Consider the following 22964-nt stretch of genomic DNA (forward strand, 5'->3'; position numbering starts at 1 on the left):
ATGGCTTTCAGCAGAACGGGTTTCGTCGTTGAGGAGGGTCAGAAATTCGTAAAAGGGTCGCGCCAATCGTCAGGGATATCGGGCCAGTGGCTGCCGGACGGGTATGAAAACAGGCGCTGCTGTACCTGGCCATCGTTAAACTCCAAAGCCCAGGCATGCAGATAGGTGCGGTCGGCTTGCTCACCACCATATCGGGTATCGCCGAGAATAGGGGCGCCTAGGCTTTTCATGGCAACACGCAACTGGTGAGTTTTTCCGGTATGAGGCTTCAGCAAAAAAAGGCGCTCACCCCCAGAGGTGTCAAACCTGCTCCAGAAACGGGTGGTTGCGGGGTTATCGAGGGTGCGTAGAAGGCGGTAACTGCCGTTCCGGGCTTTACCCATATCACCTTTGATGAGGCCCTGTTTCTTCTTAGGCCGCTGACGTGACAGGGCAAGGTAGTACTTACTGGTTGTCCGCTCTGCAAATTGCTGCGACAGGAAAGCGGCGCTCTCTGTTGAGGTGGCGACCAGAACCAATCCCGAGGTGACTTTATCCAGCCGGTGCACTGGCCAGAGCTTCTGGCCAAGCGCGGCTTCGGCTGCGGCGAAGAATCCGGGCACACCATCTTCACTGTGAAAGCTTTGGCCTGCGGGTTTATCCAGTACGAGCCAACCTTGCCCCTGAGCAATGACTGAGGGCACAGAGTCAGAGGGTTTAGTCGCAGAGGACTCACTCAACGGTGTGCGTCCTGCTCCATGATTTCGAGAAGACGTCTTACCAGGGCTTCGAAGAGCTCCGCTTGCTGATTACCTGACTCGGCAGTTGTGGTGTACATCAGGCTTTCTATTTCTGCTCTGGACATGTACTTAACAGCAACAGGGTTCGTCATAGAGGTTCCTTACGGGCAAGCTGTTCTGATCAGAAGCGATAGCTGATCAGAAGGTTTGAAAGGATAGGGGCTGGAGGTGTGTCGTTTCCGGTGGCTGCCTTATTTTCCTGGCGGTAGTCACGGGTATCGCGGTAGGTCGCCGCGATTTCAAGAGTAAGGGCCCGGTATTGGTAACCAGTGCCAAGCTGCCATCCCCAACCATTAAATACCTGTGGGTCAGCCTCGCCATTACGGCGCACATCAATCACTTCGCGATGCCATGCAGGCCCTGTGTGAATGCGGAACCCAGGCTGGGCCAGGCCGTAACCTATCATCATCTGGGTCTCATAGCCCCAAAGTGAAGTATCGCCCTCATCGAGTGCGTAAATAATGAAGCGGGAGCCGTGATAGTTGTCCTGTGGAAATTCGGCAAAGATCGTAGTGCCTGACTGGCGGAAGTCCGGCATGTAGTCAGGAGCCGGGTGAACGTCGTACTTCAGGAGGCCAGCCCCGACTCTGAAGTTAGTAGGCTCAGCATGTACAGTATCGACCGTTGCGAAGATTGTTGCGAACACACCAATGAGCGGCAATAGCAAGCGCATGATTTGGGCTCCAGATTAAGTCCCGCAAGGCTATCCCAGTGAACTGTCGCTGGCAAGCGCTACCAAGCTGGCGTCAGGCCGGGTAAGCTAACACTCTGTTCGCTCCGTCGAACAGATACATTCTCTACCGGTTTTAGCGTGTTATATGAAGTGTGAGCCTGGCTGCGGCGCCTGCTGCATTGCTCCGTCGATTTCCAGTTCGATTCCCGGAATGCCTGAGGGTAAGCCTGCGGGTGTCCGCTGTGTTCAACTCGACGAGGACAACCTTTGTCGCTTGTTTGGCGATCCATCACGTCCGGATGTCTGTCATCAGTTCAAAGCTGACCCTGATATTTGTGGCGGGGGGAGTAAACAGGCCATGGCCAATCTGATTGAGTTGGAACGCATCACCTGACCGAGCTCGTTGACTGGAGGCAAACGTGTATAAATTCGTATTTTTTGTGCCAGAGGACCATCTGGAGCCAGTGAAAGAAGCCGTATTTGCTTCTGGGGCCGGCCGGATCGGTGACTATGAGCATTGCTGTTTTCAGAGCATAGGAGAGGGCCAGTTCCGCCCTCTTGAAGGGGCACAGCCTCATATCGGCAAAGTTGGTGACATCGAGAAAGTCGTTGAATATCGCGTAGAACTGGTCTGTACCGACGATCTGATCAAAGCGGCGGTCGCTGCAATGAAGTTGGCGCACCCGTACGAAGAGCCTGCCTACGACGTGTGGCAGCTCGCCGATATCTGATTGTCAGTCATTGCCTGCGTGTAAAGCCTGATCGGGGCGGATATCAAACACGTGAGGCCCGGTAGCGCCGTCGATAAAGCGCTTCAGTGTTTCTGATACCGTCGGGAAGGCGATCTCATCCCATGGGATTTCAGCGGGCGTGAAAAGCGCAACCTCCAGACTTTCAGGGCCGGCAGAAAGTTCGGGTACCTGCATGTCAGCGAGAAAGAAAATATGGACCTGGTTTATGTGCGGTACGGTAATCATGCTGTAGAGGTTACCCAGTACAGGACGGGCTTCCGCTTCTTCCCAGGTTTCTCTTAGAGCCGCCTGTTCGGTACTTTCACCGTTCTCCATAAACCCGGCAGGGAGTGTCCAGTAGCCTTTGCGCGGAGAAATCGCGCGTTTACACAGCAATATCCGGCCGTCAAAGACCGGAAGTGTCCCGGCAACGATTCTGGGGTTTTCGTAGAAAATGGTGTCGCAGCTATGGCAGATGTGACGGTGACGGTTGTCGCCCTCAGGAATGTCAAAGGTGACTTCAGCGCGGCAATGGCTGCAGTATTTCATGGTGGTGGCCCCCAGTAGAACTGAGGGCAGTATATGCAATCAGCTATTAGCCTGCATAGGGAAGGCGAGCACCTGCGCCTGTAACGGTGTTTCAAGTGGCATAATAACGTCGTCGGTGGTCTGACCCACAGCGGCGTTCAGAGTCTGGCGCATTGTGTAGAGTGAGTCGTGCATCATTTTGGAGATTTTGACGCAGGCACTCATTGGGTTGCTGGCTCGGCGGCGCTCCATGTCAATCTGGAATTGCAGGCCACGTAAGCGGCGGTGACAATTTGCTGGTGCTTCGGCGATGGTTTCTTCAATCAGTTTCAGGCGGATACGTTCCAGTGTTTCAGGATCGTTCTTCGCTAAGCGAACCATTTCGTCAAAAGATGGCATGTCCACGGCTCAATACCTCGTATCTGTTTCTAGATTCTGCAAGTCGCGCATTTGCATATTTCGGAAACTAGTCTACCCCAAGGTGAAAGCGTCAAACATACATCACTGTCATTGTTTAACCTGTCTAACTATCTGATTATCTTGAAAAAAATCTTTACTGTAACTTTGTGTTACTTGGAAAATTGTTATAAATCAGTGGGTTAACCGCTTGTTCAGCGAAAGTGGATTGCGGTTTTTCTAGTAGGTTAGGTTATTTAATTTATTGCTCTGATTATAAAATGATCTATAAATCGGTCAAAATACGACAATTAATGCAGTTTGGTGTTTTTAGTATTCAGTGACTGCGATTTTTTTGACAGGGCGCACGGATAGCCACGGATTACCTCTGAGCTTACAATGGCCATATGACGAATATGCCCCTACATGATCTGTTGTCGATGAAGCATCAACAGTTGACCCCCAGACAGATTCCTCAGCCTGACCTTGCTGAGGCCGGTGTCTTGCTTGCTCTTACCGATGAGCCTTCTCCAAATGTTCTTCTCACTCGCCGGGCCGCACATCTGTCTTCTCACAAGGGGGAAGTGGCCTTTCCTGGAGGTAAACGAGACCCGGAGGACGACAGCATTGTAGCCACGGCACTTCGCGAGGCGCATGAGGAGGTGGCCCTGCACCCCGCGGATGTTACCGTCATCGGGGAGCTTGATCAGGTGGTCAGTCGTTTTGGGTATCTGGTGACTCCGGTTCTGGCGATTATTCCGCCTGGGCTTCAGCATGTGGCCAGCCCTGACGAGTTGGATGCAGTATTTGAGGTGCCGCTGTCGTTGTTCACTCAGCCGCCCAGTCGCTATTTCGAACGCGGGGCTATTCGCTTACCGAGCTACGATTTCGAGGACTTTCATATATGGGGGTTAACCGCCATGATGATTGCCGAATTTATGAATAACTTCTGGGATGCTGATATCAGTCTCAAGTACTGATCCTGTGGCCCCGGAAATCTGAATTACCTGTCGAGGCTCATCACTCGTCAGAGCAAGAGGTACGTTATGTTTTACCGAATCGATGACCGAACTCCAGAAAAGAAAGAAGGCGTATTTGTCGCCGGGAATGCAACGGTAATCGGCAGCTGTGTTCTGTGTGAAGAATCGAGCATCTGGTTCAACGCTGTGCTGCGCGGTGACAACGACGTTATTACAGTGGGGCCACAGTCAAATGTTCAGGATGGTGCAGTTCTGCATACAGACTCAGGCATTCCTCTGACCTTAGGGAAGGGGGTGACTGTTGGTCATAATGCCATGCTGCACGGGTGTGATATTGGTGATTATTCGCTGATTGGAATTGGTGCAGTGATTCTGAACAAAGCACGTATCGGTAAGCACTGCATTATCGGTGCGAATGCTCTGGTTCCTGAGGGTATGGATATTCCTGATGGTTCTCTCGTGGTGGGGTCTCCAGCGGTCATTAAGCGAGAGTTAAATGATATGCAGAAGAAATTATTAGAAGCCAGCGCCGCGCACTACGTGCAGAACGCTGAGCGTTATACGAATACTCTGGAAGAAGTTGATTTATGACGGACACAAACGAAGCGCCGCTCAGATCACCTTGTGTCAGTATCTGTGCTCTCGATGAAAATAATGTCTGTCTGGGCTGCTACCGCACCGGTCAGGAAATCACAGACTGGGGCAGCATGACGAACGACCAGCGTCGCGAGGTGATGCAGTTGGTCGGCGAGCGGGAACGCGCCGCAATGAATTTTTTTAGTGTGGACGCCTCTGCCGAATAAGCAGTACGTACCATGCACGTTTAACAGATTTGGATTGATATTATGACCACAATTGGTACTCCGTTCTCACCTATGGCAACCCGTGTTCTTCTCTGTGGCTCGGGAGAGCTGGGAAAAGAAGTTGCAATTGAACTGCAGCGTCTCGGCTGTGAGGTCATTGCCGTCGACCGCTACGCCAATGCGCCTGCTATGCAGGTGGCTGATCGCAGCCATGTTATTTCAATGCTTGACGGTAAGGCTCTTCGTGAGGTGATTGAGAGTGAAAAGCCTGCTCTGATTGTTCCTGAAATTGAAGCCATTGCGACAGAAACTCTGGCTGAACTGGAGTCAGAAGGATTTAACGTGGTTCCAACTGCGCGTGCGACTCAGCTGACCATGAACCGTGAAGGTATTCGCCGGCTCGCGGCCGAAACCTTAGAAGTACCAACATCTTCGTATCAGTTCGCCGCTTCCGATGAAGAGTACGAGGCTGCGGTAAAGTCCATCGGACTGCCATGTCTAGTGAAGCCGATCATGAGCTCCTCAGGCAAAGGCCAGAGTTTTGTTAAATCAGAAGATCAGATTAAAGCCGCCTGGGATTACGCTCAGGAAGGTGGACGTGCTGGTAAAGGTAAAGTCATCGTTGAGGGTTTTGTCGACTTCGATTTTGAAATCACTCTGTTGACGATCCGACATGATGATGGCGCTGGCAATATCGTTACGAGCTTCTGTGATCCTATCGGGCATCGCCAGGAAGATGGCGATTATCAGGAGTCCTGGCAGCCGCAGGCAATGACGGATGCCGCTTTAGCCAAAGCAAAGCAGATTGCAGAAAAGGTCACGTCAGAACTCGGTGGTCGGGGTCTGTTTGGTGTCGAACTGTTTGTGAAAGGTGACGACGTTATCTTCAGTGAAGTGTCTCCTCGTCCGCACGATACTGGGCTGGTGACTCTGATCTCTCAGGATCTCTCTGAGTTCGCTCTGCATGCGAGAGCGATTCTTGGTTTGCCGATTCCGAATATCGTGCAGACTGGGCCTTCAGCGTCTTCAGTTTTGCTGGTGGCCGGTGAATCGACCAATATGCAGTTTGGTAACCTGACTGCGGCATTGAGCCGACCAGATACTCAGGTACGTTTATTTGGTAAGCCTGAGGTTGCTGGTAAACGCCGATTAGGTGTTGCTCTGGCACGTAGCCAATCTATCGAGGAAGCACGCGATACAGCGAATGCTGTGATTGCCGATATTTCTGTCACTTTATAAGGACGAAACCATGAAAACAGCACTCATTACCGGAGGCAGCGCTGGCCTTGGCAAGATCACTTCTGAGACTTTGGCAGGTCTTGGCTACCGGGTAGTGATTGCTGCGCGAGATGAAGTAAAAGGCCAGAGAGTGGTGCGGGAAATATTGGAAAAACATCCCTCCGCAGACGTCGAATTCGCCCAGGTTGACATGGCTGACTATGCGAGTGTGGCTGAGTTTGCAGAAACGATTGCCTCCCGCTTTGATCAGGTTGATCGTTTGATACTCAACGCTGGCTTATTTACCTCGTCGATTCGTAAGAATGACGCGGGCCATGAATATATGTTTGCGGCCACGCACATGGGGCATTTCCTGCTGACTCACAAGTTAATGCCTCTGCTTAAGCGTTCTGATGATCCCCGCTTGATCGTAACCAGTTCTGTCGCTCATTGGGTTGGTAATATTCTCGATTTTAACGCGACCATCACGAGTCCACCGCGAGGCGACCGCTTCCTGTTTAAGCAATTCCTGCTGTATGGACGCTCTAAACTAGCCAATATCCTGTTCGTTAACGGTCTTGAAAAGCACTTGAAGGACAGTAATGTAAAAGTATTTTCTTTTCATCCAGGTGGGGTGAAAACCGAGTTTTACAGGCAGTTTCCTGATTTGTTTGTGAAGCTGTTTTTCCCATTTCTTATTTCTGAACGAAAGGGTGCTGACACGCAGATATTTCTGGCGACGGATGATTCAAAGAGCCGGAACGGTGGATATTGGTGTCGCAGAAAACCAGGTATCAGAAGCCGGTCATCGCGTAGTGAAAAGCTTACGGATGACCTCTGGGACTTCAGTAAAGAGGTTTTTGGTATTTCTACTTTCGGTGAGTCATAACAGGACGTTGGTCGATTCAGGGCTGCAGATCTGATCTCTTCCTTGTGATTTGGCCTGATACAGAAGTTCATCGGCTGCCTTAAGCAGAGTATCTGTTTCGTCCGAGCTGCCTGGTTGGCGTGCAATTACTCCAATGCTCGCGGTCACTCTGATGCTGTGACCAGAGACGGAGACAGGTACTTCTCTTATCAGGGACAGAAGAGTCTGCGCTGCTGCGCTAGCGGTGGAGAGATCTTCATCGGCCATCAGAATAATAAATTCTTCACCGCCATATCGGGCACAGACTGCATCAAAATTTTTAGCAACTGACTGAATACGGTTAGCGATATCGATCAGGCAGGCGTCACCTGCGGGATGGCCGTAGTGATCGTTAATGGCTTTGAAGTGGTCTATATCTAACAATATCAGGCTTAACGAAGATCCGTCATAGGTAGCGTTCTGATGAAGTCGCTGAAATTCCTGATCGAAGTGGCGCCGGTTAAACAGGCCCGTCAGCGGATCGGTGATACTCGCCTGATGCAGTTGTTCGTTGGTTTTCTCCAGCTCAACTGTTCTTTCGCGCACTAACACATCCAGTTTTTTATTCAGCTTTTGCTGTGTTTGCAGCAACTCCGCATTGCTCAGGCGCACGGCCAGCTCGGCCTTGTGCCTCTTGTACTGTTCCCAGCGCATACGTTGAGAAAGTAATAGTGCGTAGAAAATGGCCATGATGGTAAAGCCTACGTCGCCTGCGGAGCGGGTGACGGGTGTCGACACAATCAGACCTGTTTTTTCTAATATTGTGATGCCCATTCCTATTAACAGAAATGTACTGGCGCTGAAGCCGTAATAAGCGGGCTCGTACTGATCAAGGACTCTTATAGCCTGTGAACTGATGACGACCAGGGTAGCAAAAATGGCGTAGCCGGTAAGAAGCTTGATGGACAAGGAGTAGGGAATGTACATGGCGGCTATGGCCAGTATGACCCCGGAAGCAACAACCGCATTGAGGGCTTTAGAATACCCTGGACGGCTACGAGGCAAGTCGAGTGTCCTTTGTATGTAAAATATGCAGGACAGCGCAACGAGTGCATACGACCACGACAGAAAGTGGTTACTGTGTCGCCGGAGGCTTTCGAATGCGTATGCGTTTATGTAGCCCTGAAAGTAAGCGAAGATGCTGACCAAAGTAATAAGGAAGGCCGAATACCAGAAATATGAGGGTTCTCTGAGCTGGGCAAACAGAAGCAGATGGTAGAGGGCAATCCCCACTAATATGCCGTACATCATCATGTCGAATACGGTTGTCCGGACCGAAGATGATACGAACGCACTTTGCGCCCAAAGTGCCAGCGGTACATTGAGAGTCGCCTCGGTTTTCACACGGACAATTATCTGGTGCTCACTCATCGCAGGGAGTCGGAAATCGGCAAGCAGATGTGGATGCTGTATCTTCTGAGCACTTGCAGGGCGTGTGTCACCCAACTGATGAAGGGTCTCATTGCCTGATTCATCTTTAATATACACATCCACTTCATCGAGCAGAGGGTAGGGGAAATCGAGAATCAGGTTTTGTGTCTCGGATGAGGTATTGCGCACGGCAAAGCGGATCCAGAGGTTATCTGGGTTGAATCCGAAAGTAAGTGTATCGCGGGCGACTTCCCAGTCGGTATTCATTTGCGGACGATCTGGAGATGCCTGCAACCTGTATTCCAGCCCTCCTTCGAGGTTGTAGTGTTCGAACGAGTTTCCCGTAATGACTGTGAGTGCCTGCGTTGGCATGCAGAACAGTAATACGAGAAACAGTGTTAGTCGCATATCGGGATAGTCCAGTGACGGAAGATTGAGGTAGTCAGTCATGTGTGTCAGCGAGTATGTCGTTTCCAAGCCGTTCTACTCATAAAAAACCCGCTGTAACAAAGGTAGTTCAGAAATGTAGAATGCGCAGCATAGGCTGGATAGTTAAGAGATATTTTGAGTGCTTGACCTGAGAGTTACTCGCAGGTTTATCGTACACTGAGTTCGAAGCTAAACAGGTGAGTGAGTGTATGAAAGCGAGTGAGCTTGCGAAAAGGTTTGCCGTGAACGTGAATACCGTTCGGCATTATGTGCGGTCGGGGCTGCTGACACCCGGTAAAGATGCTTCGGGGTATCATAGTTTTGGCCACGAAGAAGTCAGGCGACTCTCGTTTATTTTGAGGGCTCGGGCGCTGGGCTTCACGCTGGATGATATCCAGCAACTGCTTTCGGATGCTACCCAGGGGCAGTCTCTTTGCCCTCATGCCCGTGAATTGATTGAGCTCAGGTTGAGAGAGGCTCAGGAAAAACTGATTAATATGCAGGCTTTGGTAAAGCGTATGGAGTCTGCGGTGGAAGAGTGGAAGAAATTACCGGACTGTTCCCCTTGTGGCGACCATATTTGCCATCTGATTGAAGGAGGTCACTATGAGTGACGATAAGAAAAGCTGCTGCAGTGCGTCATCTCCGGCAGACACGTGCTCAGATACTTCCAGTAAGCCTGCGGCAGAAAGTACTGGTTGTTGCGCTGGCAAGCCAAAAGAGCCTGTCAGTAGCTGCTGTGGGTCCGATACGCCTGTTTCGAGCGACGATGCTTCCTGCTGTGCCCCCGCAGACAAGCAACGCCGGGACTGGATAATGTGGACTTGCTTGCCTGCGGTTGTTCTGGGCTATTTGGGTTTTCTGGTTATCGGTCACACGGATCAGTACCCTGACTGGTTAGGAAGCATGCTCCATACGAGTTATGAAATGGTGAATGCCATGTGGTGGGGGATACTGTCTGCTGCCTTCTTCGTCGGCATCCTCGGGCGGATTCCGCGAGAAGCGATCATGTCGGTACTCGGCAGGGGAGGCAGTAAGCGCGGTATATTCCGGGCGACGCTCGCCGGGCTGCTGCTTGACTTGTGCAACCATGGCATCCTGATGGTCGCGATGAAACTGTATGAGCGTGGAGCGAGTATCGGACAGGTGATGGCGTTCCTTATCGCCAGTCCATGGAATTCCCTGACACTGACACTTATTCTCGTCGGTTTGATCGGCCTGCAATGGACGTTACTGTTTATCCTTGCATCATTGGTGATCGCCTGGATCAGCGGTTGGATTTTTGATCGCTTGTGTGACCGGGGTGTCCTGCCCGGAAACCCTAACACTGTGGAGTTTGACGACATTGCGTTCTGGCCGTCTGTGAAAGCATCCTGGAAGGAACACGACTGGCGTCCTAAGGCCTTGCTCCAGATGTTCTGGGGCGGATTGAAGGAATCCAGAATGGTGCTGAGATGGGTGGTTTTTGGCGTTGTACTGGTCGCATTAATCCGGGCTTTTGTACCGCCCGAGAGTTTTGGTGTGTGGTTTGGGGCAAGTATGTCTGGGCTGCTATTGACCCTGCTGGCCACAACGCTCATTGAGGTCTGCTCTGAGGGATCGAGCCCCATCGCTGCCGACCTGTTCAATCGAGCCGGGGCTCCTGGGAACGCGTTCACCTTTCTGATGGCTGGTGCAGCGACAGACTATACAGAGATTATGGCGTTGAAAGATACGACACGTAGCTGGAAGATTGCACTGTTTTTGCCTCTGGTTACGGTGCCGCAGGTTTTGGCTATCGGTTGGATTATGAACGTGGCAGGTGCGTGACACTTGCAGGAACTCCCGGGTAAATGGATACTCTGTATAAGTATTGAATAACTTTGGAGTTCCATATGCGCATGTCTCGTCGAGTTTTTCGTTCTGGATTGGTTGGGGTGACGGCAGCGCTTGCTGTCGCAGGATGCTCAAGTACTCAGGTGGATCATGCGGCCGGGCGCTCACCAAAACTAATCCCTCAGACCTTTTTTGAAGGGAAAATCTGTGCCGATGGCGTGGTTCGTGATCGCAGTGGTGAAGAAATACGTTCGTTTAACGCACGTATCGATGCCAGCTGGGATGAGAATGGTGTTGGTACATTGGATGAGGTATTTTACTTCTACGATGAACCGGGTGCAGAAGCCAAGCGTGAAACCCGGGTCTGGACCCTTACGCCAGCGCGGGAAGGTGGGCGAGAGGTACTCAGTGCCAAAGCCTCGGATGTTCCTGAGGCAACCACCATGGAGTGGGCGGGTAACGCGATTCACATGGCATACACTCTACGTTATGGTGAGCCAGGTGATACGATTGATCTGAATATGGACGACTGGATGTTTCATGTCGCTGATGGTGTGGTTGTTAATGAAACGCGCATGACCAAATTCGGCATCCATGTTGGGCAGATATTGCTGGTGATGCGGAAGGTCAGCCCAGATACGAAGTGCCTGTAGGTGCTTAGGCACACTATGCCGAAGGAGTAACCGTGATTGACCACCTGAGTACATATGCCCGTGACTTTCTGAAAACCAGAGATTTTTATGCGGCTGCCTTTGAACCGTTAGGGTACTCGGTGCAGATGGAGTTTATTGCCACCTGGAACCGGTATTTTCCAACTCAGAGAATGTGTGCCTTTGGCCCTGAGGGGAAGCCAGTGTTCTGGGTTATTGAGGTGAAAGAGACATATACACCACGCCACGTTGCTTTTTCTGCCAAAGACCGTACTGGGGTCGATGACTTCTATTCTGCTGCGATGAGTCAGGGAGCTGAATGCAACGGAGAGCCGGGATTACGCCCACAATACCATGAGCATTATTACGGCGCCTTTGTGATTGACCCGGATGGCAATAACATTGAGGCTGTCTGTCACACTCCAGGGTGACTGGTCATTCTCAGTATGAGCGAGCTTGCAACATCATTCAGCCGGGTGATTTCAGTCACCCTGTTGTCTGTCTTTTCCGTCATGAAGGTCTGCAATATCAGCTCGTTAATCCCTGCCACCAGTGCCAGAGCTTCCTGTCTTGATAAGGCGTGATTCAGCTCAGCGGATGAGCGCCTCAAATTTGTCTGGTTGCTGAGAAACTCCGAAAAGGTCTGACTGATCTCTCGTCTTACTTCCAGACCGCTCTGGCCGAGAGCCGCCACCTCTACGTATAAGGCGTACATAAGAGTGGGGTGTTCGGCGATGAACTGCAGATACCCAGATGTCACTTTTTTCACAGTTTGCGGCCAGTCATCAGCCGCATCGTACGAGCTGATGATACTTTTCATTATGCGCTGGCTTGTCGTTCGAGCCAGCGCCAACAGACATTCGTCTTTGTTCGTAAAGTGCTCGTAGAAGGTGCGTCGCGATACTTTGGCACTGCTGGTGATATCAGCCAGGGTAACGTCGCGATAGCGCTTCGTCGCCATTGCATTTTCCAGTGCGTAAAGGAGCCTGTCTTTATGATCCCTGGCAGGTGCAGTCATGCGCTTTTTTCATACCGCTTATCGTAATTTCACTCAAGTATAGCGGCTGGTACTTGACAGTACCAGTGCTCGTGGATAGGTTGGTACGCAAGAGTACCAGTTTGATCTTCCAGATCTGGTGAAACTTCAGGGAAACTGTCTATGAATACTCCAGAGCGTCACGGAATCCATATCCATACTGCCAGAAAAATAGCATCTCCCATTTTGCTGACGATAAAAGATAAAGCAGCTGCCGAGCCTAATTCAGTCGAGTGGCGGGAATTGGGCAAGCAGCTTCTTTGCGGCGACCCATTAGCTGATGACGTGGCGGCGTGGTTGGCGACGAGCGAAGGTAGATGGTCAGTCATAGAGCACGCTTTGAAAGGCGGCGCGGAAGATGTCTCGTCATTACCACCTGAGTTGCAAGCCTTTATTCACTATGCGAACCAGCTTCCGGATTGGCTTGATGAGGAGGCATTGAGCCGAGGTTGTGCTGTCGTTGCCAGGTCAGGTAAGACGGGTATGCGTATCCTTCGGGATTTCGGTTTGATGGCTGGCTACCAGGCCAGCGCAATTAATCAGACTCTGTTGAAAACGGGTGCTCTTGAAAAGGGTGCACAGCGCAGAGTCGCTGAAACAACGAAATGGTGGATGGATTGTACTGAGCCGGGTTCTGTCCTGCCCGGTGGCCAGGGCTTCTCTACGACTCTGCGCGTCCGACTTATTCATGCCATGGTCCGGCGGCAACTCTCGGTACGCAAAGACTGGGACCATGATTATCTGGGCCTGCCAGTAAACCAACTGGATATGCAGGTCACTTACCTTGCGTTCTCAGTTATGTTTCTTCTTGGTCAGCGTGTGCTCGGCGTACCTGTTTCGAAGGAGGAGGGTGCGTACGTTATGCACCTTTGGCGCTACATAGGTTGGCTGATGGGGCTGGACGAATCTCTGCTGGTCGACAATGAGCAAGAGGGGCGCATTGCTTTATATCGTAACCTGCTGAGTCAGGCTCAGGCAGATGAGGGCTCCAAGCAGCTCGCACAGGCGCTGATGGATGAACCTCTGGAGCGTTACTATCCAAACGCGCAATGGCTACGAAGTCACTGGGATAAAGAGGTCCATCTCAGTATCCTAAGGCTGTTTGTTGGATCTCAAGGCATGCGCACATTGGGTTTACCTCCGTGTCGCTGGCCCTGGTATCCGTTTCTTTTTGCGCCGCTAAACGCACTCGCGCATACGTTTTTTCGACTTCTGCCCGGTGGGCGTGCATGGCTGACCCGCCGCGGTCGGCGGGCGCAGGAACGCATGCTTAAGATACTGTTTGGTGCCTACAAACCTCAGATCAGGCAGGTTAGCTGAACATGTATTTTTATCTGGTGTGTTGAAATTATCGATGAACTCAGAGAATCCGAGCCTTCATTCTACAATAGAGCAATTACGTTGAAGTCAGCCCTGTTACTGGTAGGCAGCCTCGCAGTGGCCGTTGGTTGTGCTGCGATTATGCATAACGGACCGGCCGATGTTGCACAGAACCGCCCGGCGCATCATATGCCTGATGGCACCTTTGTGAATACTGATGGCAAGGCAATCAGTAAATCCTTCAAAGATCTTTTGCGTTGGCGTTGGAGCAGGAAGGAGCCGGCCCCTCAACACTTCGATGTTATTCAGCCAGACCCTGATGTCATCGCGAAGCCAGCCATAACTCAGATCACCTGGTTGGGGCACAGTGCTTTTCTGTTACAGGTAAAAGGTAAAAACATCCTTACCGATCCGCATTTTTCGAAGCGCGCATCACCTCTTAGTTTTTTAGGCCCTGAACGCATCGTTGAACCTCCGATGACGATTGAAGAGCTCCCCCACATTGATGCCGTGGTTATTTCTCATAACCATTACGACCACCTTGATGAAGCGTCTCTCACTGAGCTCTACTCGCGTCAGCAAGATAACCCGCCCTTATTTCTTGTGCCTCTCGGATTGAAAGAGGAATTATCTGGTTACGGTATTGATCAGGTTGTTGAGCTTGATTGGTGGGAGTTTCACGAATATGAGGGCATGACTCTGACAGCGCTCCCTGTGAAACACTGGTCTCAGCGAACCTTCTTCGACAGAAATAAATCACTTTGGGCTGGATGGTTAATTGATATTGAAGACTTTCGCATTTTTCATACGGGTGATAGTGGCTACTCAGATGACTTCAGAAAAATCGGCGAAGATTACCCGGACATTGATCTGGCTACGATTCCTATTGGAGCCTATGACCCACGCTGGTTTATGAAAGACGCGCATATGAGCCCCGAAGAAGCGGTGCAGACATTTATTGATCTGAAGGCTGAAAAAGCCATCGGAATGCATTGGGGGACTTTTATTTTAACGGACGAAGAAATGGATGAGCCGCCGGTCAGGTTGGCTGAAGCATTGCGGGAAAAGGGGATTGAGGCGAGTAACTTCCCGGTCATGGGACATGGCGAGATTTATCAAGTTACTCATCTGGACTAACAAATAAAAACTCCGTGAGGAATAGGGCTACCAAATAATGCAACGGTAGCCCAGCCCGTTTTATCGAGGAATTTCGAGAATTACTGCGACAAATAAGCGCGAAGTCAGTCTTTGCCTGAACGCTTACGCTGGGCTTCTTTGTAAGCCAGCTTTTCTTTTCGGCGCTGGTCGCGGATGTCGTTCAGATCGGCGCCCAGATGGTCTAGACCTCGCTCGCGAGCAAGCTGCATCTGCTGCTCACGCTGACGGAAACGTTCCTGTTGTTCCGCTGTGTATTCGTTAATGCAGTGATGGCAACTGACACCGGCTTCATAGTCGGCGTGTTCTTTGTCTTCATCGGTGATAGGGCGTCGGCACGCATGGCACAGATCGTAATGACCTTTGTTAAGCTGGTGATCGACACTGACACGATTGTCAAAGACATAGCACTCACCTTCCCACATGCTGTCTTCAGCGGGTACTTCTTCGAGGTATTTCAGAATGCCTCCTTCGAGGTGATAGACCTCTTCAAAACCCTGCTCCTTGAGGTACGCGGTGGATTTTTCACAGCGGATACCACCGGTACAGAACATCGCCACTTTTTTGTGCTGCTCAGGGTTAAGTTTCTCCTTCACATATTGTGGGAACTCACGGAAGGTCTCTGTCTCTGGATTGACGGCCCCTTTGAAGGTACCAATACCTATTTCGTAGTCATTTCGCGTGTCGATCAGGGTAACGGCGGGATCTGAGATTAAATCGTTCCAGTCCGCAGGCTTTACGTAGGTGCCGACAGTATGGCGAGGGTCGATGCCCTCTACACCCATGGTCACGATTTCTTTCTTAAGTTTGACTTTAGTCCTATAGAAGGGCATTTCGTTTTCATAGGACTCTTTGTAACTGATGTCTGCGAGGCGATCGTCCTGAGCTAACCATTGGAGCAATTGGTCGATACCTTCACGTGAACCGGCAACCGTACCGTTAATGCCCTCTTTAGCGAGGAGTAGGGTTCCTTTGATGCCGAAAGCGACCATAGCGTCGTGAAGTGGCTCACGTTTTGCTTCGTAATCATCAAGTGTCACGAACTTGTACATCGCACAGATGACGAAAGTATTGGGCTGACTCATAAAGAAACCTACTGGGTCTGAGGGATCGGCGGAACCGGTTTAGTGGTCGCCTGATACTGGTAAACACGGGCCTGAGAGGCTAAACGCGGCGGAGTATACCTGAAAGTAGTTTTTGCGGCATGCCCTGTAGCTTTTCAGGCCGGGTCTGTGTGAATTAACCCACAGTCCATTGCGATGGACTAGAGTTAAATGTGAGCAGTTCACAAAAACTGAGCGGAAGGGTTCTGATTATGTGGCTAACCATAGGCTTTGCTTGCCTTGTACTTTATGCAGTAGCGATGTTAATGCACCGTTTTACGGCAGAATGGAAGGGCGTGCCGGGTGAGTATGCAGGAATCAAGTACGAGTACCGGACCCACGAGGGAAAGACAGGGCGTCAGATTAAAGTCGGTATGGAGGTCTCCCTGCGCTATGACTTTGTAATGCGCCGCCATGGTGCGCTTGATCGGCTCCTCGCCCGCATCGGCGTCGACAGTGATAAACGAATCTGTAACCCCGCCTTTGACGCCTCTCTTCTTATTTTGTCTGACGACTTCACTGCTTCACAGGCTCTTGCCGCTGCGCCAGGCCTGAGCGATAAACTCCTGAGAATGTTTAACCTTGGGTCGCCGGAGACAGTGCAGATCAACAAGCTGGTTTGTCGCCGCGGGCGGCTCTGGGCGCTGGTCGATGATAATTCGCAGGACAGAGCGGAGATGAATGCCTTTGCGGATGTGGCTCTGCCAGCCATGGCTGAGTTTGCTGAAATACTCCAGCGACTCGAAGGTCCTGAGCGTCAACAGCGCCCGGATCGCTATGCCGTACCCGCAGTGGCTTTTTTACTGTTGGCGACCGGTTTTCTGACTAAAGGAACACTGGCATGGGTTGAAACCGGAGCGCAATTGCCCGATACCAATCTGATGCTGCAGTCGCTTATGTTCGGGGGGCTTGTTGCCCTGGCGCTGGGTGTGATCACGATTCGTCTGATGCATTACAATTTCGGCAATCACAAGGTGTTTGCGGAGTTGTTTTTCGTTGGCATGTTGGGAGCATCCGCCACCCTATACGCGGACAAAGCAATAGAGAACCGAGCTAATGCAGGCTTTGCGCAGGTGAATTCAGCGCAAATGGCAGAGTTACAACACGCGAAAGGACGCAGCTGAGCAGTGCGCTCAGCTGATTTTCCCGGTAACACGGACACGCTTTGAGCCCGCTTCGACTGGCGCTGCTTTAGCGGCAGCCGCCTTATCAATGCGATCGTCAATCAGGTTCTTGAGGGCGATCAGCAGACCCATGCCGACAAATGCGCCCGGCGGCAGAATAGCAAAGAGAAAGTCCGGATAACTCTCAACCAGAACAATCTTCCAGTCAGCGGCTGACGGGCCGAATAAGAGTTCCATATTGCCGAAAATCTGACCCTGGCCCAGGACTTCACGCAGCGCGCCGAGCAGTACAAGAACAACCGTAAAACCAATAGCCATCATCACACCATCAACCACCGATGGCAGTATCGGATTCTTAGAGGCAAAAGCGTCAGCCCGCCCGAGGATCGCGCAGTTAGTCACGATCAATGGAATAAAAATGCCCAGTACCTCATAGAGCTCGTAGGTGAACGCCTGCATGGTCAATTCAGCGACGGTGACGAATGAGGCGATAATCATGACGAACGCAGGGAGTCGAACCGCGTCAGACACGTGGTTTCGGATAAGAGAAACGGACAGGTTAGAACCGACTAATACCATCATGGTTGCCAGCCCCAGCCCTAAAGCATTAACAACAGAGCCTGTTACGGCAAGAAGAGGGCATAAACCTAGCAGCTGAACCAGTGCCGGATTATTCTTCCACAGGCCGTCGAGGGATATATCTTTGAGTGACTTAGTTGCCATCGCTGTTTTCTCCCGAAAGTGCGTTACCGTAGAGCAGCTCGTCACGGTGCATCTCAAAAAATTTCAGTGCGCGTTTAACAGCGCGAACAACCGCTCGCGGTGTGATGGTTGCGCCAGTGAACTGATCAAAGTCGCCTCCATCTTTCTTTACTGCCCACTGTTCAGGCACAGGCTGAGCGAGTGACTTACCCTCGAAGTTGGTAATCCAGTCAGACTTCCGGATCTCAACTTTATCACCCAGCCCCGGAGTTTCGCGGTGTGCGACGACACGAACTCCAGCAAGCGTTCCGTCGGACTTAACACCGACAATCAGATCTATTTCGGCCGTGTATCCGTCTGGGGCAACTGCAGGCAGAATCACCGCGCTGACTTCGCCGTTATTGCGGGCGCGATAAATAACGGCACTGTCTGGCAGAGGGCCCAATAGCTGTTGGTTAAAGCGCTTATCCACATTCATTGTGTCATTCAGCAGGTCGTTGTCGTAACTGCTTGCCGGAAGTATCTCATTCAGCGCGCGGGCTTCGGCCGCTTTGATATTGTATGCGATACGGTCCGCTGTCAGTGTCTGGGCGAGGGCGATCGCACCGGCCGTCACAACCGCGAAAATTGCAAGACCAACAGCGTTTTTGCGTATAGCTGAGAGCAACTCAATCATGATTTCTCCCCCGGCTTGAGGCCACGCTTAGGCTTGCTATGGCCATAACTGCGTGGCTGGGTGTAGGCATCAATGAAGGGAGCCGCGAAGTTCATCAGCAGTACGGCAAAGGCTACGGCATCCGGGTATGCGCCCCAGGTACGGATGACATAAAGTAGAATACCTATGCCGGCACCGTAGATAAGCTTACCTGTCGGTGTGGTCGACGCTGAAACGGGGTCCGTGGCAATAAAGAATGCACCCAGCATGGTCGCACCACTGAGCAGATGCAGTGACAACGGCGTATACAGATCTTCATCCCAGCCCAGAATCAGTGAACAGATGCCTAGTGCGGCGAGCATGGACACCGGAATGTGCCAGGTAATGATGCGTCGGGCCATAAGAAACAGGCCGCCAGCGAGGAAGGCCAGATTAACCCATTCCCAGCCACCGTTGAGCCAGCCATTAAAAGTGTTTCTCTGGAGCAGCTCGTCAGAAGTCTCTTTGCTGATCAGGTGCTTGTATTGATCAAGCGGCGTAGCCCCTGTGAATGCGTCAGCAGTTGAAGATGCGCCCGCAAAGATAATGCTCAAGGCGTCAGTGAACCCGGCAACATCTGACCCGCTGACCTGAAAAGAGGTCACCCAGTTCGTGGTCATCTGTACCGGAAAAGAGATCAATACGAGAGCGTAACCGACCATCGCAGGATTAAATGGGTTATTACCCATACCACCGTAAATCTGCTTAGCAAAAATGATGGCGAACGAGGTGGCTAAAACAGTGATCCACCAGGGAGCGAGGGGAGGTAACGCCAGGCCCAGTAACAGACCCGTGACCAATGCGGTGTTATCTTTGAGGAAAAAGCTCACCGGATATTTGCGTAGCTTGAGTACAAGCGCTTCAGAAGCCAACGCCGTGATGATCGCGAGTACTGTGTTGATCAGAGTGCCAAAGCCGAAAAACCAGGTCATCACCGCGAGGCCTGGCAGAGTCGCCAGCGCCACGGTGAGCATGATTCGGCTGGTGCGGTTCGGCCCGTGAGTATGGGGTGAGGACAGCGTCAGCAGTGCCATGGTTATACTTCTCCTGTGGTACTGGCCTGAGCTTCAAAGGCTGCCAGTTTATCCAGCTGTTTGTTCAGCGCCTTCTCAAGAGCCTCAACAGAATCCAGGCCCTCGGCACGTGCCATCTCGAGACGCTCTTTCGCTTTCTCCACACGATCTTTCTGAGCGAGTAGCTTCTTCTGGAGTTGTTCCGAGTTCGGCTTTGCAGCGACCGTTTCAGCTGATGTGTTGTCTGTGCCAGCGTTATTTGACACTGCAGTTTCGAGTGAAGCGCCCGTGCTGGCTGAAGCATCACTGTTGAGAGAAGCCTCATAGGCCGCCTTTGCTTCTGCGACGCGAGCCTCTTGTTTTTCAACGCCCGCACGCAATGCGTCTACCGTGTCAGCGCCGTTCGCTTCAGCATCTGCTAAGCGTTTTCTGGCGGTTTCCAGTCGGGCTGCGGCGGTTTCCCACTTTTTCTGCAGGCGCTCGGGGCTATTCGGGTCGCCCTTGTCTGGCCCCGCAGCTGCTGGAGCTGACTTAGCGGCTTTCTTCGCAGCTGCAATATCTTTTGCCAGTGTTTTGATCTTGTCCTGGGTCTTAGCAAGCGCAGACTCAAAGGCCGGTATCTTATCGGCTTTCTCCGGGTCTTCCCGTGCAGCTTCAAGCTTTTCTTTGGTTTTCGCGACGGCGGCCTGAGCGGCTGCTAACTGCTTCTGGAGCTTCTCGAGGTCCGCATTCGCTGCCGGTTCCGCTACAGGAGAAGCTTTAGCGGCAGGCGCTTCTTTCTTAACCGACTGTGCTTTAGCAGCTGCTTCGGCGCGGGCCTTACGCTTAGCTTCTTTTTCGGCTTTCTCCCGCTCCTGGCGTTCAATCCGGGCTTCGTAACGGATGCGAGCCTGCTCGGCTTTTTCGGCAGCCGCACGCTCTTCCCGGATAGCGCCTTTTGAGAACCGGTAGTACTGAACCAACGGGATTTCACTCGGGCAGACGTAGGAGCATGCACCACATTCAATGCAGTCAAACAGGTTGTGCTGCTCTGCTTTATCAAACTCCTGGGCTTTACTGAACCAGTAAAGCTGCTGCGGCAGAAGGTCTGCCGGGCAGGCATCGGCACACAAACCGCAACGGATACAAGCCATCGCTGGGTTGTTAGTCGGTAACTCTTTTTCTGTTGGGGCAAGCAGGCAGTTGGTTGTTTTCACAACTGGCAACTCAGTGGTCGGGAGGGCAAAGCCCATCATCGGGCCACCCATGACAACACGTTCACGCTTTGCCGGACGATAGCCGCTGAGTGATAACAGGTGACTGACGGGCGTACCCAGAAGAACTTCCCAGTTGCCCTTATCCCGAACCGCATCTCCGGTGACTGTGGTAATCCGGCTGATCAGTGGCCGACCGAAATCTACGGCATCGGCAATGGCGGCTGCTGTTCCAACGTTTTGGCAGACGATACCAAGGCTCGCAGGAATACCACCGGAAGGAACCTCTTTGCCCGTCAGAATCTGAATAAGCTGCTTTTCACCACCCGATGGATATTTCGTCGGAATGGTGACAACGTCGATGTGGTGTTCTTCATTGTGCTGAACGAGCGCATCGTCAAGCGCTGCAATGGCTTCGGGTTTATTGTCTTCAACGCCAATAAGGCAGCGCTCTGCACCGAGGATCTGCAGCAGTATCTGGGCACCGCGAATGACTTCGCTGGCGTGTTCGCGCATCAGCATATCGTCGGCGGTGATGTAGGGTTCGCACTCAGCACCGTTGAGAATCAGAGTGTCGATCTTGTGCTTGCCAGTATTCAGTTTAACGGCGGTCGGGAAGCCCGCGCCGCCCATGCCCGCAATGCCGCAGTCACGAATACGTTCCAGTAACTTGTCGACCGGGATGTCGTCGCAGTGATCAAGTCCCAGAGTGTCACATAACCCCTGATGCTCGACCCAGGTGTCTTCTCCGTCGGGCTCAATCACGATGCATGTCTCGCTGAGACCCGAAGCGTGAGGTACCTGACGTGCTTCAATGGCGCTTATTTTTCCTGACGTTGGTGCATGCAGAGGAGCCGAGACAAAGCCCTCTGGTTCGGCGATAACCTGACCTTTTAAAACGGTATCACCCACAGCAACGACCGGGTTTGCAGGTGCACCTATGTGTTGATGCAGTGGCAGAACCAGCTCTGACGGCAAACTCGCTTTGCGGATTGGTCGGCTATTCGACTGCCGCTTGTTTTCTGGGGGATGAATGCCGCCATCAAATTCATGGAGTTGAATCAGGTGGGTCATGCGTGTGCCTCCGTCTTCAGCGAACGACGATCCGTCGCTATCAACTCAACTCCAGTCGTAGGTGCTTGCCAGTACCAGCTGCTGGTATCGGTAGACTGAGGCACCATATCAATACAATCCACCGGGCAAGGCTCCACGCAAAGGTCGCAACCTGTGCATTCATCGACGATAACTGTGTGCATTTGCTTCGCCGCCCCCAGAATGGCATCGACAGGACATGCTTGAATGCACTTAGTACAACCAATACATTCGTCTTCGCGGATGTAGGCGACCATGGGAACGTCTTTTTCAGCGCCGTGCTCGGCATCCAGTGGTTCAGGCTCTACGCCCAGTAAGTCAGCCAGTGCCTGAATCGTGCTTTCACCACCAGGCGGGCATTTGTTGATCTTTTCCCCATCTGCAATTGCCTCGGCGTAGGGTTTACAGCCGGGGAAACCACATTGCCCGCACTGAGTCTGCGGTAGCAGGTCGTTCACCTGATCGACGACAGGGTTTCCCTCAACCCGGAAACGGACTGAAGCAAAGCCGAGCAGGGCGCCGAAGAGTGCTGCGAGGCTGGCCAGAACGACAATAGCGATAATGATAGTACTCATGCCAATACCTCAGATGCTGACCAGGCCGGTGAAGCCCAGAAACGCCAGAGACATAAGACCCGCAGTAATCATAGCGATGGCTGAGCCCTGAAAGGCGACAGGCACATCAGCAACAGCAATGCGTTCACGCATGGCAGCGAACAGAACCATGACCAGTGAAAACCCAACGGCGGCACCGAAGCCATACAGGATGGATTCTACGAAGGTGTTGTCTCGCTTGATGTTGAGCAGGGCAACACCCAGGACCGCGCAGTTGGTCGTAATGAGCGGAAGAAAAATACCCAGAACACGATAGAGCAGCGGGCTGGTTTTGCGGATGGCGAGTTCTGTAAAGCCAACCACCACGGCGATAACCATAATAAAGCTGATGGTCTTAAGGTACGTCAGGTCGAGCGGCACCAGAAGGTAGTTGTACACCAGATAGCTACAGACGGAGGCGAGTGTCAGTACGAAGGTGGTGGCCGCGCCCATGCCAATGGCGGTTTCCAGCTTGTTGGAAACCCCCATAAAAGGGCACAGTCCCAGAAACTGAACAAGCACGAAGTTGTTCACCAGGATAGTACTGACCAGTATCAGGAGGTACTCTGTCATCTTTCCTCTGCTATCGTTACAACCCCACATAAAGTGTGTGTTTTCGCGGGGTCTGGAGAATTCGGGCGCGCATTATCCCAAAAGAG

The 22964-nt window shown here is 52.0% G+C and carries 28 protein-coding genes; 14 read left to right on the forward strand and 14 right to left on the reverse strand.

The window, feature by feature from the left end:
* Positions 1-38: 38 nt before the first annotated feature.
* From B3007_RS04290 to B3007_RS04300, 3 genes are read right to left on the reverse strand one after another with little or no spacing between them, the layout of a single operon-like run.
* A complete protein-coding gene (locus B3007_RS04290) occupies positions 39-719 on the reverse strand; it encodes a pseudouridine synthase (protein ID WP_301378425.1) in 681 nt (226 codons plus the stop codon).
* Positions 716-871, reverse strand: a complete 156-nt coding sequence (locus tag B3007_RS04295; protein WP_068439891.1) for a cell developmental protein SirA — start codon at positions 869-871, stop codon at positions 716-718. Before B3007_RS04295 ends, B3007_RS04290 begins: the two co-directional genes overlap by 4 nt.
* Before the next feature lie 29 nt (positions 872-900).
* Complete coding sequence (locus tag B3007_RS04300) at positions 901-1452, reverse strand: hypothetical protein (protein WP_301378428.1); 552 nt, start codon at positions 1450-1452, stop codon at positions 901-903.
* A gap of 145 nt (positions 1453-1597) precedes the next feature.
* On the opposite strand from B3007_RS04300, the gene B3007_RS04305 reads away from it, so the two are divergent.
* Positions 1598-1846 carry a YkgJ family cysteine cluster protein gene (locus B3007_RS04305; RefSeq protein ID WP_301378430.1) on the forward strand — a complete coding sequence of 83 codons (249 nt, stop codon included), beginning with the start codon at positions 1598-1600 and terminating at the stop codon, positions 1844-1846.
* A 25-nt stretch (positions 1847-1871) separates the two neighbouring features.
* Entirely contained in the window at positions 1872-2183 is a 312-nt protein-coding gene (locus tag B3007_RS04310) for a YqfO family protein (RefSeq protein WP_301378432.1), read from the forward strand.
* 3 nt (positions 2184-2186) lie between these two features.
* Here the strand turns inward: B3007_RS04310 and B3007_RS04315 are convergent, their stop codons facing one another.
* Both B3007_RS04315 and B3007_RS04320 read right to left on the reverse strand, forming a co-directional pair.
* The gene (locus B3007_RS04315; protein WP_301378434.1) at positions 2187-2732 is read right to left on the reverse strand and encodes an NUDIX hydrolase; all 546 of its coding nucleotides are present in this window, start codon (positions 2730-2732) and stop codon (positions 2187-2189) included.
* 39 nt (positions 2733-2771) lie between these two features.
* Positions 2772-3110, reverse strand: coding sequence for a DUF3135 domain-containing protein (locus tag B3007_RS04320; protein ID WP_297532952.1), 339 nt, complete (start codon positions 3108-3110; stop codon positions 2772-2774).
* Between the two features lie 413 nt (positions 3111-3523).
* Here B3007_RS04320 and B3007_RS04325 point away from each other — a divergent pair, with 413 nt between their 5' ends.
* The 5 genes from B3007_RS04325 to B3007_RS04345 all read left to right on the forward strand — a co-directional run bounded on the left by B3007_RS04325 (position 3524) and on the right by B3007_RS04345 (position 6997).
* The gene (locus tag B3007_RS04325) at positions 3524-4087 is read left to right on the forward strand and encodes a CoA pyrophosphatase (protein WP_068439923.1); all 564 of its coding nucleotides are present in this window, start codon (positions 3524-3526) and stop codon (positions 4085-4087) included.
* 66 nt (positions 4088-4153) lie between these two features.
* Entirely contained in the window at positions 4154-4678 is a 525-nt protein-coding gene (locus B3007_RS04330) for a gamma carbonic anhydrase family protein (RefSeq protein ID WP_068438745.1), read from the forward strand.
* Positions 4675-4890, forward strand: coding sequence for a DUF1289 domain-containing protein (locus B3007_RS04335; protein WP_068438746.1), 216 nt, complete (start codon positions 4675-4677; stop codon positions 4888-4890). The genes B3007_RS04330 and B3007_RS04335 overlap by 4 nt, the downstream gene beginning before the upstream one ends.
* A 42-nt stretch (positions 4891-4932) precedes the next feature.
* Positions 4933-6129: a formate-dependent phosphoribosylglycinamide formyltransferase gene (gene purT / locus B3007_RS04340; RefSeq protein ID WP_301378439.1), complete on the forward strand. Its 1197-nt coding sequence runs from the start codon at positions 4933-4935 to the stop codon at positions 6127-6129.
* A 10-nt stretch (positions 6130-6139) separates the two neighbouring features.
* Positions 6140-6997 carry an SDR family NAD(P)-dependent oxidoreductase gene (locus tag B3007_RS04345; protein WP_068439876.1) on the forward strand — a complete coding sequence of 286 codons (858 nt, stop codon included), beginning with the start codon at positions 6140-6142 and terminating at the stop codon, positions 6995-6997.
* Here the strand turns inward: B3007_RS04345 and B3007_RS04350 are convergent.
* Positions 6992-8863, reverse strand: a complete 1872-nt coding sequence (locus B3007_RS04350; RefSeq protein ID WP_301378441.1) for a sensor domain-containing diguanylate cyclase — start codon at positions 8861-8863, stop codon at positions 6992-6994. The genes B3007_RS04345 and B3007_RS04350 overlap by 6 nt on opposite strands.
* A gap of 161 nt (positions 8864-9024) precedes the next feature.
* Between B3007_RS04350 and B3007_RS04355 the strand changes: the two genes are divergently transcribed.
* The 4 genes from B3007_RS04355 to B3007_RS04370 all read left to right on the forward strand — a co-directional run bounded on the left by B3007_RS04355 (position 9025) and on the right by B3007_RS04370 (position 11711).
* Positions 9025-9429 (forward strand): MerR family transcriptional regulator, encoded by a 405-nt coding sequence (locus tag B3007_RS04355; RefSeq protein WP_076514635.1) that lies wholly within the window; start codon positions 9025-9027, stop codon positions 9427-9429.
* Positions 9422-10624 carry a permease gene (locus B3007_RS04360; protein ID WP_301378443.1) on the forward strand — a complete coding sequence of 401 codons (1203 nt, stop codon included), beginning with the start codon at positions 9422-9424 and terminating at the stop codon, positions 10622-10624. Before B3007_RS04355 ends, B3007_RS04360 begins: the two co-directional genes overlap by 8 nt.
* A 71-nt stretch (positions 10625-10695) precedes the next feature.
* The gene (locus tag B3007_RS04365) at positions 10696-11283 is read left to right on the forward strand and encodes a DUF3833 family protein (RefSeq protein ID WP_301378445.1); all 588 of its coding nucleotides are present in this window, start codon (positions 10696-10698) and stop codon (positions 11281-11283) included.
* Between the two features lie 32 nt (positions 11284-11315).
* A complete protein-coding gene (locus B3007_RS04370) occupies positions 11316-11711 on the forward strand; it encodes a VOC family protein (protein ID WP_301378446.1) in 396 nt (131 codons plus the stop codon).
* Here the strand turns inward: B3007_RS04370 and B3007_RS04375 are convergent.
* On the reverse strand, positions 11696-12241 hold the full coding sequence (locus tag B3007_RS04375) for a TetR/AcrR family transcriptional regulator (protein WP_301378448.1): 546 nt from the start codon (positions 12239-12241) through the stop codon (positions 11696-11698). The two genes, B3007_RS04370 and B3007_RS04375, sit on opposite strands and share 16 nt — an antisense overlap.
* Before the next feature lie 198 nt (positions 12242-12439).
* Here B3007_RS04375 and B3007_RS04380 point away from each other — a divergent pair, with 198 nt between their 5' ends.
* Positions 12440-13636, forward strand: a complete 1197-nt coding sequence (locus B3007_RS04380; RefSeq protein WP_301378449.1) for an oxygenase MpaB family protein — start codon at positions 12440-12442, stop codon at positions 13634-13636.
* An 81-nt stretch (positions 13637-13717) separates the two neighbouring features.
* Positions 13718-14773, forward strand: coding sequence for an MBL fold metallo-hydrolase (locus tag B3007_RS04385; RefSeq protein WP_068439856.1), 1056 nt, complete (start codon positions 13718-13720; stop codon positions 14771-14773).
* Positions 14774-14877: 104 nt separating this feature from the next.
* Here the strand turns inward: B3007_RS04385 and B3007_RS04390 are convergent, their stop codons facing one another.
* Entirely contained in the window at positions 14878-15876 is a 999-nt protein-coding gene (locus tag B3007_RS04390) for a rhodanese-related sulfurtransferase (RefSeq protein WP_068439854.1), read from the reverse strand.
* A gap of 284 nt (positions 15877-16160) precedes the next feature.
* On the opposite strand from B3007_RS04390, the gene B3007_RS04395 reads away from it, so the two are divergent.
* Complete coding sequence (locus B3007_RS04395) at positions 16161-17018, forward strand: hypothetical protein (RefSeq protein ID WP_297532965.1); 858 nt, start codon at positions 16161-16163, stop codon at positions 17016-17018.
* Positions 17019-17027: 9 nt separating this feature from the next.
* Here B3007_RS04395 and B3007_RS04400 read toward each other — a convergent pair whose 3' ends face one another.
* Genes B3007_RS04400 through rsxA form a run of 6 tightly spaced genes read right to left on the reverse strand, consistent with a single transcriptional unit; the run spans position 17028 to position 22878 of the window.
* Positions 17028-17741 (reverse strand): electron transport complex subunit E, encoded by a 714-nt coding sequence (locus B3007_RS04400; protein ID WP_068439850.1) that lies wholly within the window; start codon positions 17739-17741, stop codon positions 17028-17030.
* Entirely contained in the window at positions 17731-18396 is a 666-nt protein-coding gene (rsxG, locus tag B3007_RS04405) for an electron transport complex subunit RsxG (RefSeq protein WP_068439848.1), read from the reverse strand. Before rsxG ends, B3007_RS04400 begins: the two co-directional genes overlap by 11 nt.
* On the reverse strand, positions 18393-19448 hold the full coding sequence (gene rsxD, locus B3007_RS04410; protein ID WP_068439846.1) for an electron transport complex subunit RsxD: 1056 nt from the start codon (positions 19446-19448) through the stop codon (positions 18393-18395). Before rsxD ends, rsxG begins: the two co-directional genes overlap by 4 nt.
* A gap of 2 nt (positions 19449-19450) precedes the next feature.
* Positions 19451-21694, reverse strand: a complete 2244-nt coding sequence (gene rsxC, locus B3007_RS04415; protein WP_301378455.1) for an electron transport complex subunit RsxC — start codon at positions 21692-21694, stop codon at positions 19451-19453.
* Positions 21691-22287, reverse strand: coding sequence for an electron transport complex subunit RsxB (gene rsxB, locus B3007_RS04420; RefSeq protein WP_068439842.1), 597 nt, complete (start codon positions 22285-22287; stop codon positions 21691-21693). Before rsxB ends, rsxC begins: the two co-directional genes overlap by 4 nt.
* 9 nt (positions 22288-22296) lie before the next feature.
* Entirely contained in the window at positions 22297-22878 is a 582-nt protein-coding gene (gene rsxA / locus B3007_RS04425; RefSeq protein ID WP_068439840.1) for an electron transport complex subunit RsxA, read from the reverse strand.
* Positions 22879-22964: the final 86 nt, after the last annotated feature.

The organism is Thalassolituus sp. UBA675, assembly GCF_002297765.1.
GTDB lineage: Bacteria > Pseudomonadota > Gammaproteobacteria > Pseudomonadales > Oceanobacteraceae > Thalassolituus.

Bases quoted from the DNA above. Each gene is read 5' to 3' on its own strand.
- B3007_RS04345 (WP_068439876.1), top strand. From the start codon at position 6,140: ATGAAAACAGCACTCATTACCGGAGGCAGCGCTGGCCTTGGCAAGATC.
- B3007_RS04295 (WP_068439891.1), bottom strand. From the start codon at position 871: ATGACGAACCCTGTTGCTGTTAAGTACATGTCCAGAGCAGAAATAGAA.
- B3007_RS04395 (WP_297532965.1), top strand. From the start codon at position 16,161: ATGCACCGTTTTACGGCAGAATGGAAGGGCGTGCCGGGTGAGTATGCA.
- B3007_RS04325 (WP_068439923.1), top strand. From the start codon at position 3,524: ATGCCCCTACATGATCTGTTGTCGATGAAGCATCAACAGTTGACCCCC.
- rsxC (WP_301378455.1), bottom strand. From the start codon at position 21,694: ATGACCCACCTGATTCAACTCCATGAATTTGATGGCGGCATTCATCCC.
- B3007_RS04320 (WP_297532952.1), bottom strand. From the start codon at position 3,110: ATGCCATCTTTTGACGAAATGGTTCGCTTAGCGAAGAACGATCCTGAA.
- rsxB (WP_068439842.1), bottom strand. From the start codon at position 22,287: ATGAGTACTATCATTATCGCTATTGTCGTTCTGGCCAGCCTCGCAGCA.
- B3007_RS04390 (WP_068439854.1), bottom strand. From the start codon at position 15,876: ATGAGTCAGCCCAATACTTTCGTCATCTGTGCGATGTACAAGTTCGTG.
- B3007_RS04400 (WP_068439850.1), bottom strand. From the start codon at position 17,741: ATGGCAACTAAGTCACTCAAAGATATATCCCTCGACGGCCTGTGGAAG.
- rsxD (WP_068439846.1), bottom strand. From the start codon at position 19,448: ATGGCACTGCTGACGCTGTCCTCACCCCATACTCACGGGCCGAACCGC.
- B3007_RS04330 (WP_068438745.1), top strand. From the start codon at position 4,154: ATGTTTTACCGAATCGATGACCGAACTCCAGAAAAGAAAGAAGGCGTA.
- B3007_RS04375 (WP_301378448.1), bottom strand. From the start codon at position 12,241: ATGGCGACGAAGCGCTATCGCGACGTTACCCTGGCTGATATCACCAGC.
- B3007_RS04305 (WP_301378430.1), top strand. From the start codon at position 1,598: ATGAAGTGTGAGCCTGGCTGCGGCGCCTGCTGCATTGCTCCGTCGATT.
- B3007_RS04380 (WP_301378449.1), top strand. From the start codon at position 12,440: ATGAATACTCCAGAGCGTCACGGAATCCATATCCATACTGCCAGAAAA.
- rsxG (WP_068439848.1), bottom strand. From the start codon at position 18,396: ATGATTGAGTTGCTCTCAGCTATACGCAAAAACGCTGTTGGTCTTGCA.
- B3007_RS04355 (WP_076514635.1), top strand. From the start codon at position 9,025: ATGAAAGCGAGTGAGCTTGCGAAAAGGTTTGCCGTGAACGTGAATACC.
- B3007_RS04300 (WP_301378428.1), bottom strand. From the start codon at position 1,452: ATGCGCTTGCTATTGCCGCTCATTGGTGTGTTCGCAACAATCTTCGCA.
- rsxA (WP_068439840.1), bottom strand. From the start codon at position 22,878: ATGACAGAGTACCTCCTGATACTGGTCAGTACTATCCTGGTGAACAAC.
- B3007_RS04360 (WP_301378443.1), top strand. From the start codon at position 9,422: ATGAGTGACGATAAGAAAAGCTGCTGCAGTGCGTCATCTCCGGCAGAC.
- purT (WP_301378439.1), top strand. From the start codon at position 4,933: ATGACCACAATTGGTACTCCGTTCTCACCTATGGCAACCCGTGTTCTT.
- B3007_RS04365 (WP_301378445.1), top strand. From the start codon at position 10,696: ATGTCTCGTCGAGTTTTTCGTTCTGGATTGGTTGGGGTGACGGCAGCG.
- B3007_RS04335 (WP_068438746.1), top strand. From the start codon at position 4,675: ATGACGGACACAAACGAAGCGCCGCTCAGATCACCTTGTGTCAGTATC.
- B3007_RS04315 (WP_301378434.1), bottom strand. From the start codon at position 2,732: ATGAAATACTGCAGCCATTGCCGCGCTGAAGTCACCTTTGACATTCCT.